This is a genomic window from Kiritimatiellia bacterium, assembly GCA_026417735.1.
GTDB lineage: Bacteria > Verrucomicrobiota > Kiritimatiellia > PWTM01 > PWTM01 > CAACVY01.
Map to the genome: position 1 here is coordinate 1 of JAOACR010000022.1, position 12,873 is coordinate 12,873.

Genomic DNA, 12,873 nt, shown 5'->3' on the forward strand with positions numbered 1-12,873 from the left:
CAAATGCGCAGCGCAGTCAGTTCACGATCACTGGCGGGGAGTACCGCAACATCACGAACGCCGCGGCTCAAATTCGTGTGGGGAACCGTGGCACTGGCGCACTGCACGTGGCGGGCGGCAGCTTTGTCGCCACAAACGGCGTCCCGTTCCGAATTGGCAACCACGGCGCCGGTAACGCTGTCGGTTTTGTGACGAACAGCGGCGGCACCATGCGGCTGACCGATGCGAACGTGTTGCGGGGACTCTGGGTGATTAACGGCGGAACGGTGTTGCTGTCTTCCACCCTGTGGCTGACCAACTCCACGGGTAGCGTGCAGTTTACCGCAGGGCTGGTCTCTGCCGGGGCGGTCGCCGCTTCAAACGGCACCGCGTTGACGGTGGGTGATGGAGCTTCGACGGCGGTTCTCGGCCTTGGCGGCACCTCGACATTCGCAGACGGCCTCGTGCTCAATCCGCTTTCGGCGCTGGTCGTTTCGAACGCGATCGGCGCCACACCTCATCGCCTGTTTGGCAACATCTCCGGCTCGGGCGGCCTGCTCAAACTGGGTTCCGGATGGATGATTCTCGAGGGCGCTAACACCTACAGCGGCGGCACAACCGCCCAAGTGGGCATTTTGGAGGCGGTGAGTCCTGGTGCGCTGCCGGGCTATAACACTGCCGGTAAAGTCCTAGCCGCAGCTGGTGCCGTTCTCGCGGTGATGGGCGGGGGTACCGGTCAGTGGACAGCTCCGGACGTGGACACGTTGCTCGCAAACATGGACGCGGCCGCAGGCAGCTTCCTTGGCTTCGACATCCCGAGCAACTCGTTCACTTACGGAACTGCAATCGCCGGTAGCCGCGGCCTCGTGAAGCTGGGCAGCGGTGTGCTCACACTTTCAGGTTCCAGCAGCTATACATTCCCAACGTTTGTGCGCAACGGAACGCTGCAACTCGGCGCGGCGAACGCGCTCCCCACCACCGGTGATTTGGTGCTCGGCTCCACGAATGTGTTGCTGGAAGGTGGCACACTCGACATGAACGGTCTGAGCCAGCGAGCTGCTCGTCTGTTCGCGGCGACGGTTACCAATGCGGGCGCCGGCGCGACGAATCGCGTGATTGGCCTCTCCCCAGGGCAGGAACTCTCGATCGTCTCCGGCGCCGCGGATCGGTTCGTGCAGGTACAGATCGGTGCCCACATGGAACTTTCGGGCGGCGGACGGCTCGCGCTGACCAACACCTCCGGCACCGTGATGATCTGGGGACAGGCATCCACCGATATGATCAACTTCCGCGGCATGGACGCCGCGCAGCTCGGCGAGCTCCATGCGGATGTGGGCTCGATCGTTGTTGGTTTCGACCCGACCGCGGGCGAAACCCAGCAGAGCCGCCAGGCGGTGCTTCTGCTCGCCAACACCAACACGATCCGCGCGGCAACGCTCACAGTGGCGCAGTCGCCGCGTGATGGCTCCATTCGTGGGCGGATGTTCCTCGGCGTCTCCAATCGGTTGAACGTCTCCACACTGCGCCTGGGCTACGACAAGGGGACGGGTTGGCTGCTGTTCCGCGACGGATTCACCGCCCCCAGCGTGTGGATCTCGGGGCGAAACCCCGGCGAGCGAGTGAACATATCTCAGGGCGAGTTCCTCTCGCTGAACTCCGGCACACAACCTCACGGTTACTTACTGGCGACGAACGATGGTGCGTCGGTGAACATCTACGCTGATCAATGGGTCCTCGGTACGCTCGGAACAAACGCAGGTTCAGCCACCGCCGGGGGGCGGGGCACGACGATCATCCGTGACGGCGCGGTCGACGTGAATACGCTCATCATCGGCCGCAGCTTTCCCACCGTCAGCACCGGCAGCGGCCTAGGATGGTTCACGCTGCTGGGGGGCACCATGACCGTGAACAGCGGCATTGTGCTCGGCCAGATGCTCGGAGGCGGCAGTGACATCGCCGGCACCCTCATCCTGAGCGGCGGCGTGACAACGGTTTCGGGCAACATCGCAGACGGCGGCGGCACGAGCACACTCATGCTCGACGGCGGCACGCTGAACATGCAGGGCAATGCGATTGGCAGCGCGGGCAATCCGATCAACAATCTCACCCTCGCCAGAGGCGTGCTCCGCAACGTGGGCCAGATCAACGGCGGCGCAAACTGGGCGAAGACGGGGTCCGGCACACTGACGATGGAGGGCACGCACAGCTACAGCGGCGCTCTCACCGTCCAAAGCGGCACTCTGCTCTACAACGGCACCTATACGGGCAGCGGCCTGATCACGGTTCAGAACACCGCTGTGCTCGGCGGCACCGGTTCAGTGGCCGGCATCTACGTCGCATCGGGCGGCACGCTGGCCCCTGGCGCCAGCCCCGGCGTGCTCACGGCCTCAGGCAATGTCACCTTTGAGCCCGGTTCGGTTTTCGAGGTTGAGGTGCTCGGCACGCTCGCCGGCCAGTACGACCAGCTGCTGATGAACGCGTCCTCGAGCCTGACGCCTGGGGGAGCCACCCTCTCGGTGATCGCCCCCAGCCCGCTTCCCTATGGGGCAGTCTTCCCGATCATCAGCGGATGGGGCTCGATCGATTCTAGCACGTTCGCCGGTCTGGCTGACGGGAACACGTTCGTTGCCGGCGCCAACACGTTCCAGATCAACTACGGCACGCTGAGCGGTTACAACGACGACGTGACGCTCCTGGTGATCCCGGAACCGTCCACGCTAGGATTGCTCGGTGTGGTCAGCGTCGCGGTCCTGCTTCGCCGCCGACTGCGTGGCTGATCCCTCGGCGCGGTTGCGCTGCCGCAGCGGCGTGATTCCACGACACACAAGAAATCGCGCAGCAGGGACTCATTCCCATCCTGCCCGATGCACCGTGGTGTGATCAGCAGTCGTGTGCTGGCTCCGTACTAGAGAATAGGACACGGGAAACCAGAAGCATGCCGCAGCCGCCCTCGCACGCCGGAGCCATCGGCGGAGTCGACCGGCGATCGCAATCCGCAGCTTCGGCGAAAAAGCGCCAAGTCGGTGCGGCGCTCTTCAACGTGGGCGCCGTCCACTCTCTGGAGAAAACCCTTCGCGCGTAGTCCAAGCTTTGGACGCGCACATGGGCGCGCTCTCCTGTCCACGACGCGGATGCCGGATCTCGCCGACGCTTTCCCCCCACGACACGTACGCTGGCGTCGTCGGGCAAGGTGGTACGCCATCGATCCTGCGCTGCCCCACCGCCCAGCTCGTCCGGTAGAGCTTCTGCGTATCGCCGCGAAGTCGTGCCAGCGCGGCTCGCCGACGGTGTGTGCCGGCCGTCACCGTATCCGGCAACGGGCTTCGCTGTTCCCCACCCCACGCCATCGCGTCTCAGCTCAACGCGGTGCCGCAACATTCCGAGAGAACTCGGATTCTCTCCATCACCAGCTCCGCGACACGCTCATAGGCCTGCGCCCCCGTCGCCCGTGCGGAGATTTCTTCCGGCCGGATCGCCTCGCCATAGTGCACCGCAACCGGCCGGCCGAGTCGAGGGCGACCCGCCCCTTTTGGCCACGCCTCAAACGTTCCTTCAATCCACGCCGGAACTACCGGCACCGCCGCTTTGGCGACAAGGAACCCGATCCCTCGCTTCGGCGGCTGCAGTTGCCCATCCGGAGAGCGTGTGCCCTCCGGGAACAGGCCCAACACATGCCCTGCTCGCAATAGCTCGAGCGCCCGGCGGATCGCACCGACATCCCCTTTGCCGCGTTCCACCGGCACTGCACCAACCGCGCGCAGCAGCCATCCCCATGGAGGCTGAAACAGCTCGGATTTCGCCAGGTAGTGCACGACGCGGTGCGGGATCGCACAGCCGAGCAGCGGCGGATCCAGCACGCTGGCATGGTTTGCCGCGATGATGCACGGTCCTTCCGCCGGGACGTGCTCCATCCCCTCGGCGCGGAGGTGATGAACGAGCCGGAAATACAAACGGCACAGCGCCCGGCCCGCCCGATAGACGAAAGGACCGCGCCCGCTCATGCGCTCGACAGTCCAGCGCGAACCCTCGAAACGATCCGCTGCACGACCTCTTCAACGGTCATCCGGGTCGTGTCCAGCACCTCTGCGCCCAGCGCCACCTGCAGCGGCGCCTCCGGACGCGTTCGATCCCGCCGGTCACGACGCTCCAGCGACTGCCGCACATCCTCCACATCCGCCGCGGCGCCCATCTGCGCAATATCGAGCGAGCGACGCCGCGCCCGCTCGGCAGGGTCCGCGTCGAGATAAAACTTGAAGGCCGCATCCGGGAACACCACTGTGCCAATGTCACGACCTTCCATCACCAGGGGGCCGAACGCGCGCGTTTCGCGCAAGCGGGCGACGATGAACCGCCTCACCTCCGGGATCGCCGCCACATCTGAGACCGCTTCCGCCACCTCCGGCGTACGAAGTTCCGGCCCCGCCCCTTCCCCGTCCAGAAAAAGCTTCACCGCGCCATCTTCAAGGCGAGTTTCCCAGCGGCACAGGCGCATCGTTTCGATCACCACGGCCGGATCATTCCCGCGCCACCCCCGCCGCAACACCGCCCTGGTCAGCGCACGATAGAACATCCCGGAGTCGACGTACACAAACCCCAGCTGCCGCGCCACCGCGCGAGCGACGGTGGACTTCCCCGACGCGGACGGGCCGTCAATCGCCACCTGAATGGACGGCATCTCGCTCACCCGCGATGTCCAGTCAAACATGCCAGGTCAGCCGCAAAGCCGGGATACGACGTGTCCACACACGCGACGTCATGCACCGTGCAGGGGCCGTCCGCAAACAGGCATAGCACCGCCAGCGACATCGCGACGCGGTGATCGCCGCGGCTGTGCAAGCAGTCCGACGCGCGGATCCGCCCACCGCCCCGCACCACCATTCCGTCCGGCCGCTCGATCACCTCCACCCCCATCGCCCGCAGCCCCGCCGCCATCGTCGCGATCCGATCCGATTCCTTCACTCGCAGCTCTGCCGCGTCCCGAATCACCGTCTCCCCCTCCGCCAGCGCACCCGCCACCGAGAGAACTGGCAATTCGTCGATGAGGTTGGGGATTTCCGCGCCGCCAATGACCGTCCCCCGCAGGCGACAGCCCCGCACCACCACATCACCTCGGGGCTCCCACTCCGCCGCCGCACCAATGGCCGGTTGAATCCGTACCTCCGCGCCCATCCGTCGCAGCACCTCCAACACGGCGGTGCGTCGGGGATTGAGCCCCACGTTGCGGACTACCACCTCGCCTCCCGGCCGCACCGCGGCGGCAACAACCCAGAACGCCGCGGAGGAGATGTCGCCCGGCACTTCCCACTCACCCCCACCCGCGGTAACAGGCCGCCCCCCCGATCCGCTCAGTTCCACCACCCGGTCACCATCGCTGCTGACCGGCAGGCCCATCGCTCGCAGAAGACGCTCCGTGTGGTCGCGCGTAGGCATCGGTTCCACTACGCGCGTCCGTCCCTCGGCGCGAAGACCCGCCAGCAACACGCAGGACTTCACCTGAGCGGAGGCGACTGGCGGCGCATACTCGATCGCCCGCAAATGCCCACCCCGTACGCGGATGGGCGCGCGTCCATCCACCCCCAGCAGCTCCACCTTCGCCCCCATCCGCTGTAACGGTTCCTGGATCCGGCGCATCGGACGAGAACGAACGGACGCATCGCCCGTCAGCACGGCCTCGATCGGATGGCCCGCAATCAATCCGGTCAGAAGCCGGATGCCCGTGCCGGAATTCCCAAGATCGAGCTCTCCGATCGGAGCTCTCAGTTCACCCCCTGCCCCTTCGATCAGCAGCGCGTCCCCCTCAAAGCGCGCGCGGGCGCCGAGCGACTCCATCGCCGCAACCGTCCGCAGGCAATCCTCACTGCGCAGAAAGTGCTGGATTCGCGCCACACCTTGCCCCGCGCCGCACACCATCGCAAGCCGGTGGGAGATGCTTTTGTCGCCGGGCACGTGTACTTCGCCCGACACTCGCTCGCATGGCTCCACCCTCCAGCACATTTCGCCGCCCGTGCTCATTCCACCGCCTCGTCTCCGCTGATGGCTCCGCGCAGCAGCTCGGCCCGGGCGCGTCGCCCCTCCTCGAGCAGCGCCCGAACCTCCGCGAACGCGCCTCGGCCCACCGCAGCCCGCAGCTCCGCCACGCCGCGCGCAAGACAGTCCAGCTCCCCCTCGATCGCGTCGCGATTGGTCTCCACGATGTCACGCCAAAGATCCGGTGATCCCCCCGCCACCCGCGTCGTATCGCGGAACCCGGGGCCGATCAGCGCCCTGATCCTCTGCGGGTCACCCCCGTCCCGGGCGGCGCAGCGAGCGACCAGCGCGGCGGCCAGATGCGGCAAATGACTGGTGCGCGCAATCCAGCGGTCGTGCTCCGCCGCGCTCATCCGGACGACCCGGGCACCGACCGCGCGCCACAGTCGCTCCGTCCGCTCGAGATCCGCGCGCTCCGCGCCGTCGGTCACCACCACCGTCACTGCCCCCTCATATAGATCCGGTCGGGCCGCGTCGAATCCCTGCTGCTCCGAGCCGGCAATCGGATGGCTGCCCACCATCGCAACACCGGCGGCCCGCGCGGCGGCCTGCGACCGCTCCAACACCCACCGCTTCGTGCTGCCAACGTCGGTGAGCAATCCTCCGCGCTTCAATACCGGTGCGATCCGCGCAACGAGCTCCGGAATCACGCAGACCGGCGCGCACACCACCGCCACGTCCGCCCCCTCCGCCGCTGCCTCCGGCGATTCAAACGCCGCATCCACCGCGCCCGCTGCGACCGCCGCGGCTCGGACCTCCGCCCGCCGCGAACTGCCAACCACCCGGCGCGCCGCGCCGCGCCGCCGCAACGCCATCGCCAGCGAGCCGCCCATTAGACCCAGCCCGATCACCGCAACCGTTCGCGGCAGCGCCATTCGCCGGCCCCTCACACCGACCGGCCGATCGCCGCGGCAACGCCCGCGATCTGGCGCATCAGCTGCTCGAACGTGTCAGGCAGCAGCGCCTGTTCCCCATCCGAGAGCGCCCGTTCGGGGCATCGGTGAATCTCGACCATGATGCCGTCGGCACCGGCCGCCACCGCCGCGCGCGCCATCGGCGCCACCAGATCCCAGTGGCCCGTACCGTGGCTCGGATCCACCACCACCGGCAAATGGGACTCCCGATGCAGCACCGGCACCGCGCTCAGGTCTAGCGTGTTGCGCGTCGCACGTTCGAACGTCCGGATGCCGCGTTCACACAGGATCACGTTCGGATTGCCCTGCGCGAGCACGTACTCGGCGCTCATCAACAGCTCCTCGATCGTGTTCGCCAGCCCCCGCTTCAACAGCACCGGCCGGCCCGATCGCCCCACCGCCTTCAGCAGCGTGAAATTCTGCATGTTGCGCGCACCGACCTGCAGTACGTCCGCGACATCGGCGACGAGCTCCACGTCGCGCGGATCCATCACCTCGGTGACCACCGGCAGACCGATGGCCGTGCGCACTTCGCGCAACAGCCGAAGCCCCTCCACGCCCAGTCCTTGAAACGCATACGGTGAGGTCCGGGGCTTGAACGCACCCGCCCGCAACGCCGCCGCCCCCGCTGCCCGCGCCGCAGCAGCGAGGTCGAACAGCATCTCCCGGCCCTCGATCGAGCATGGCCCGGCGATCACCACCACGCGCACGCCCCCAACCTCCACCGGTGCCTCGCCGGCGCGCGCCGGACCGATCGTCACCCTCGTGCCCTGCGGCCGTGCCTCGAGGCTCGCCAGGCGGTAGGGCTTCACCACACTCATCACCCGCTCCACGCCCGGCATCGCCTCGATCGGCTGCTCGCGAATCCTCGCCTCGTCGCCGATCACCCCGATGATCGTGCGCTCGGTGCCTCGACTTACGTGCGGCTCCAGCCCGCATTCGCGGACCCGCTCACAAACGTGCGCGACATCCCGTTCCGCCGCGCCCTGCTTCATCACAATGATCACGCGCGAACCCCCTGGGCGATCACCTCGGCCAGCGCACGCAGCGCCACCCGATTCTGCCGCCGCGTGCCGACCGTCACCCGAACATACTCGGGCAGGCCGTATCCGTCCATCGGACGCACAATCACCCCGCGGCGCTGCAATGCCTCGAACACTGCCCGGCCACAGCCCACTCTCACCAACAGAAAGTTCGCAACAGACGGCACCGTCTCCAGCCCCAGACGCCGGCACCCCGCCGCCCACTGGGCAAGGCCTGCGGCCACCATCCGGCGGGTCCGCTCGACGTGCTCCTCGTCCTCCAGCGCCGCCAGCGCCGCGGCCTGCGCGACCGAGTTCACATTGAACGGCTGACGCACACGATTCAGCGCGTCCACCACCTCCGGCGGCCCGAGGCCGTAGCCGATTCGCAGCCCGGCCAACCCGTAGGTCTTCGAAAAAGTCCGCAGCACCATCACCGGCCGCCCTTCCCGAACATACCGGATGGTGTCCGGTTGACGCTCCGGAGGCAGCAGCTCGATGTACGCCTCGTCGAGCACCACCAGTACGTCGGACGGCGTGCGCCGGATCAGCCGGTCAATCTCCTCCGCCCCTACCATCGTGCCGGTCGGATTGTTCGGATTCGCAACGAAGATCAGTTTCGTCCGCGGCTCCACGGCCCCGGCCATCGCGTCGAGATCGTGAGTGAACGCACGCATCGGCGTCTCGATCGTCCGCGCACCAAACAGCTCCGCCACCAGCCGGTACACGACGAACGCACACTGCGAGGCGACGATCGAATCGCCGGGCTCCAGCAGCGCCTGCGCCAGCAGCGCGATCAGCTCGTTACTGCCATGCCCGACCGCAACGCAGTCGGGCGGCACGCAGAAGCGCCGGGCGAGCGCCTCGCGCAATGCAAACGCACCGCCGTCGGGATACAAATGGGCGCGCACAGCCGCCGCGCGGATCGCCCGCCGCGCCCGCGGTGACGGCCCCAGAGCGTTCTCGTTCGACGCGAGCTTCACAATGCCCGCCGCGTCCGCGAAACCCTGCTCCCGCGCCACCTCCTCGATTGGCCGACCAGGTTCATAGACTGCGAGCCGACGAACTCGATCGGGAATCGGAATCATCTGTCGCTCACTCTCCCCGATCCCATGCCCGCGGATACGAACCCAGCACGCGCAGCACTGTGCATTCCCGTTCCAGCTGCTTGATCGCGGCAGCGACCGGCGGATCCTCCATATGCCCCTCCACATCGACGTAGAAGTAGTACTCCCACGCCGCCGAGCGGTTCGGTCGCGATTCGATCTTGCACAGGTTGACGCCATGCTCGCTGAAGGCGGCCAACGCCCGGTGCAGCGCGCCCACGCGATGCTGCACCGAGAACAGCAGCGACGTCCGATCATGTCCGGTCGGCTTGCCACACGCGGCACCCACCACCAGGAACCGCGTCGTATTCCCCCGCAGGTCCTGCACCTCCGAGGCGACAATGTCCAGGCCGTAGGTCTCTGCCGCCTGCGCGCCGGCCAACGCGCCCGCGCCGGCCTCCGCCGCCGCCATCTCCGCCGCCCGCGCGGTGCTCGATACCGGCACCAGGTCCACACCCGCCATCTCCGACTGCAGAAAACGACGGCACTGCCCGAACACTTCCGGTTTGCTGTAGATTTTTCGAATCTGTTCCTTCGGACACTTCGCCAGTAGATGATGCGAAATCGGCAGATACACCTCCGCAACGATCTTCAACGAGGTTTCCGCCAGCTCGTCCAACGTGTGCGTCACCGCCCCCTCCGTAGAATTTTCGATCGGGACGACACCGTAATCCGCCCGGCCCTTCTCCACCGACGTGAACACGTCACTGATCGTGTCGCAGGAGCTGTACTGCACACTCGCACCGAAACGCATCCGGGCCGCCTGGTGCGTAAACGTCGCCGGCGGCCCCAGGTACGCGATGTTCAGAGGCCGCTGCAGCGCGATCGCGGCCGACATGATCTCCCGGTAGATTGCCTGCAGCGACGCGTCGGAAAGCGGGCCTTCGTTCACTGCCCGCGTGCGGTCGAGCACTTGTGTTTCGCGGTCGGGCGCAAAAATAGACTCCCCGCGCTCCCGCTTGATGCGGCCGATCTCGATCGCCACGCGCGTGCGCTCGTTCAACAGCGCCACGAGCTGGCGGTCCAGTTCGTCAATCCGACGGCGCAATTCGTCGAGGTTCATCCGCTCGACTCCCCCTTTGTCCTCGCCTCCGCCACCGCAGACTCCTCCGGTCCGCCCGCCGTCGCCGTCGACGCCGCCTCCGGCGGCCCCCCGTACCCCGCCTCCCGACGGCGCAGCTCGTCAACCCCCGGAAGATCATCGATTCGGTTCAGCCCGAAATGCTCGAGAAATCGCTGCGTAGTGCCAAACAGCCACGGTCGCCCCGGTAGGTCGCTGCGGCCGGTCACCCGGATCAGTTGAAGGTCGAGCAGGTTGCGCAAAATCTGGTCCACCGCAACGCCCCGAACAGCCTCGATCTCCGCCCGCGTGACCGGCTGGCGGTACGCAATGATCGCCAGCGTCTCCAGCGCCGGTGGAGACAAACGTTGGGGACGCAAACGGTCCAGATGCACACGCACCCACGGCCCGCATGCCGGTTCGCTTTCGATCCGATACCCTTGCGCGACCTCCGCAACCCTCAGCCCCACGCCCGCCGTCGCCAGATCCTTCCGCACCGCCTCGATCGCGGCAACGATTTCCTCGCGCCCCACCTCGGCAAAGCCCGCGGCCACACCGCCCAGCCGCTCGGCAGTCTGACGAAACACCTGCGCCAGTCGGTCCACCGAAATCGGCGTGCGCGACACGAACAGCAGCGCGCCAACGATCGCCTTCAGCTCCGGAATCGCCGCGCCTTCAGTCATCGCCACCCGTCCCCGCCGCCACCGCAGCGTCCGCCGTTCGCCGGATCACAATCTCATCGAACGCGGCACTCTGCACCGCCTCGACCTGCTGCAGCCGGATCAGCTCCAGCACCGCCAGAAACGTCACCACGATCTCTGCCCGGGACCGCATCTGTTCGAACAACTTCGACAGCGAAAGCTCCCCCCGTTCCGCCAGCAGCTCGAGCAGCTGATCAATCTTCTCCCCCACCGTGTACCGCTCCGCGAAAATTTCGCGGAGGTCCTCGTTCGCACCGATGCGTTTGAGCGCAGACTGAAATGCGCCGAGCAGATCAAAGATGCTGACGTCCGCGAGCGTCGGCGGACCGACCGGCGCGTCCGCGTCCGACACCATCGCGTCGTGTCGTGTGAACACATCGGACTGACGCCGCTCCATGGCCTCCAGAAACCGGGCCGCATCTTTAAACTTCTTGTACTCCACCAGACGCCGCACCAGATCCCACCGGGGATCGGGCTCCTCCTCCTCCCCCGCTTCTGGCGTTCGTTCTTCCGGGGGCAATAACATCCGGCTTTTGATCATCATCAACGTCGCCGCCATCACCAAAAACTCCCCCGCAATGGACAGGTCCAGCATCCGCATCATGTCCAGGTATTCGAGGTACTGCGTGGTGATACGTTCGATCGGGATGTCGTAGATGTTGAGCTCCTCGCGGCGAATGAGATAAAGGAGAAGGTCGAGCGGACCCTCAAACACTTCGAGGCGCACCTTGTAATCCCGACCGACCGGCGACATCGGGGCTACTCCAGCCCGACCGCGCGCCGCGCGGCGGCGAGGGTGGTGCGCGCGACCGCGCGTGCCCGCTCCGCGCCGCGCCGCAAGACCGTCTCCACCTCATCCGGTCGCGCGGCGAGCTCCTGCCGGCGCCGCCTCAGCGGGCCGAACCACTCTTCGATCTTATCCGCCAATGCCTGTTTGGCGGCGGCATAGCCGAAACCGCCCGACCGGTATCGGGCCGCCATCGCCTCCCGCTCCTCGTCCGTCGCAAGCAAACGATACAGCGCAAACACCGTGCACCGCTCGGGGTCCTTCGGCGCCTCGACGGGCGTACTGTCGGTGACGATCCGCATGACCCGTCTCCGCGTTTCGGCGGGATCACCAAACAGCTCGATCGTGTTGCCGTACGACTTCGACATTTTCTGGCCGTCAATCCCCGGCACCACCGCGACCTCCTCACGGATCAGCGGCTCGGGAATCCGAAACACCTCGCCAAACTCGCGATTGAACTTGATGGCGATGTCGCGAGTCACCTCGACGTGCTGCTTCTGGTCACGTCCGACCGGCACGACCTCCGCCTGCACCGCGAGAATGTCCGCCGCCATCAATACCGGATACGCAAATAGCCCATGGCTCGCCGGTACCCCCTTTGCGAGCTTGTCCTTGTAGGAATGACATCGCTCCAGCAGCCCCATCGGCGTCACCACCGACAGCAGCCACGCCAGCTCGCAGACCTCCGGCACATCGCTCTGGCGATAAAAGACGGTCCGCTCCGGATCAAGACCGCAGGCGAGAAAATCCAGCGCCACCTCCACCGTCGCCGCCCGCAGCGCGGCCGCATCATGCACCGTCGTCAGCGCATGGTAGTTCGCGATGAACAGAAACGTTTCGTTCCCCGCCTGCAGTTCCAGCGCCGGCCGCATCATCCCGAAGTAGTTTCCGAGATGCAGCCGCCCGGATGGCTGAATGCCGGACAACACTCTCATCGGCGGAAATCGCTCCATGCGGCCGTGGCCAGCGCCCGGCTCCGCAGCCCGCAAAGGATATCCCATCTGTCCGCGTTCGCCAACCACGCGCCCTCCCCGCGCCCGCACGAAGGCCACTGTTTCTCCGTGGCCTCAACCACGATCCGCCCCCAAGATCGATCCGGTCCACACCGCTGTCTCCACCGCCCCCGGCGCGCTGCCGGCGGCGCCCGACGTCCCGCACCCGCATATTTGACGGCTCGCCAGGCGCCGGATACTCTGTGAGTTTGCCCGTACGGTAGAGGCGGCTGGGCCCTCCGGGGCCCTTGGTTCTTTGTCAGCGGACCGCAGATGGGCACCCGG

General features: G+C 66.7%; 11 protein-coding genes. 1 reads left to right on the forward strand and 10 read right to left on the reverse strand.

Translation table 11 applies throughout. The annotated features are described in order from the left end of the window. The first annotated feature begins 107 nt into the window (after nucleotides 1-107). A complete protein-coding gene (locus N2652_11460; GenBank protein MCX7819802.1) occupies nucleotides 108-2,756 on the forward strand; it encodes an autotransporter-associated beta strand repeat-containing protein in 2,649 nt (882 codons plus the stop codon). 576 nt (nucleotides 2,757-3,332) lie between these two features. Here the strand turns inward: N2652_11460 and N2652_11465 are convergent. The 10 genes from N2652_11465 to trpS are packed head-to-tail and all read right to left on the reverse strand — an operon-like array spanning nucleotide 3,333 to nucleotide 12,531. Next, nucleotides 3,333-3,980 carry a 1-acyl-sn-glycerol-3-phosphate acyltransferase gene (locus tag N2652_11465; GenBank protein ID MCX7819803.1) on the reverse strand — a complete coding sequence of 216 codons (648 nt, stop codon included), beginning with the start codon at nucleotides 3,978-3,980 and terminating at the stop codon, nucleotides 3,333-3,335. Next, complete coding sequence (gene cmk, locus N2652_11470) at nucleotides 3,977-4,654, reverse strand: (d)CMP kinase (GenBank protein ID MCX7819804.1); 678 nt, start codon at nucleotides 4,652-4,654, stop codon at nucleotides 3,977-3,979. The genes N2652_11465 and cmk overlap by 4 nt, the downstream gene beginning before the upstream one ends. 5 nt (nucleotides 4,655-4,659) lie before the next feature. After that, complete coding sequence (gene aroA / locus N2652_11475; GenBank protein MCX7819805.1) at nucleotides 4,660-5,991, reverse strand: 3-phosphoshikimate 1-carboxyvinyltransferase; 1,332 nt, start codon at nucleotides 5,989-5,991, stop codon at nucleotides 4,660-4,662. Beyond that, a complete protein-coding gene (locus tag N2652_11480; GenBank protein ID MCX7819806.1) occupies nucleotides 5,988-6,881 on the reverse strand; it encodes a prephenate dehydrogenase in 894 nt (297 codons plus the stop codon). The genes aroA and N2652_11480 overlap by 4 nt, the downstream gene beginning before the upstream one ends. Before the next feature lie 11 nt (nucleotides 6,882-6,892). Then, entirely contained in the window at nucleotides 6,893-7,927 is a 1,035-nt protein-coding gene (gene aroF, locus N2652_11485; protein MCX7819807.1) for a 3-deoxy-7-phosphoheptulonate synthase, read from the reverse strand. Then, nucleotides 7,924-9,030 carry a histidinol-phosphate transaminase gene (hisC, locus tag N2652_11490; protein MCX7819808.1) on the reverse strand — a complete coding sequence of 369 codons (1,107 nt, stop codon included), beginning with the start codon at nucleotides 9,028-9,030 and terminating at the stop codon, nucleotides 7,924-7,926. The genes aroF and hisC overlap by 4 nt, the downstream gene beginning before the upstream one ends. Nucleotides 9,031-9,037: 7 nt before the next feature. Continuing rightward, nucleotides 9,038-10,111, reverse strand: a complete 1,074-nt coding sequence (gene pheA, locus N2652_11495) for a prephenate dehydratase (protein MCX7819809.1) — start codon at nucleotides 10,109-10,111, stop codon at nucleotides 9,038-9,040. After that, a complete protein-coding gene (gene scpB, locus N2652_11500) occupies nucleotides 10,108-10,791 on the reverse strand; it encodes an SMC-Scp complex subunit ScpB (protein MCX7819810.1) in 684 nt (227 codons plus the stop codon). Before scpB ends, pheA begins: the two co-directional genes overlap by 4 nt. Then, on the reverse strand, nucleotides 10,784-11,563 hold the full coding sequence (locus N2652_11505; GenBank protein ID MCX7819811.1) for a segregation/condensation protein A: 780 nt from the start codon (nucleotides 11,561-11,563) through the stop codon (nucleotides 10,784-10,786). Before N2652_11505 ends, scpB begins: the two co-directional genes overlap by 8 nt. Before the next feature lie 5 nt (nucleotides 11,564-11,568). Beyond that, entirely contained in the window at nucleotides 11,569-12,531 is a 963-nt protein-coding gene (gene trpS, locus N2652_11510; GenBank protein MCX7819812.1) for a tryptophan--tRNA ligase, read from the reverse strand. Nucleotides 12,532-12,873: the final 342 nt, after the last annotated feature.

Coding starts and splice junctions, on each gene's coding strand:
- N2652_11465 (MCX7819803.1), bottom strand. CDS start 3,980: ATGAGCGGGCGCGGTCCTTTCGTCTATCGGGCGGGCCGGGCGCTGTGC.
- cmk (MCX7819804.1), bottom strand. CDS start 4,654: ATGCCGTCCATTCAGGTGGCGATTGACGGCCCGTCCGCGTCGGGGAAG.
- aroA (MCX7819805.1), bottom strand. CDS start 5,991: ATGAGCACGGGCGGCGAAATGTGCTGGAGGGTGGAGCCATGCGAGCGA.
- N2652_11480 (MCX7819806.1), bottom strand. CDS start 6,881: ATGGCGCTGCCGCGAACGGTTGCGGTGATCGGGCTGGGTCTAATGGGC.
- hisC (MCX7819808.1), bottom strand. CDS start 9,030: ATGATTCCGATTCCCGATCGAGTTCGTCGGCTCGCAGTCTATGAACCT.
- pheA (MCX7819809.1), bottom strand. CDS start 10,111: ATGAACCTCGACGAATTGCGCCGTCGGATTGACGAACTGGACCGCCAG.
- scpB (MCX7819810.1), bottom strand. CDS start 10,791: ATGACTGAAGGCGCGGCGATTCCGGAGCTGAAGGCGATCGTTGGCGCG.
- N2652_11505 (MCX7819811.1), bottom strand. CDS start 11,563: ATGTCGCCGGTCGGTCGGGATTACAAGGTGCGCCTCGAAGTGTTTGAG.
- trpS (MCX7819812.1), bottom strand. CDS start 12,531: ATGAGAGTGTTGTCCGGCATTCAGCCATCCGGGCGGCTGCATCTCGGA.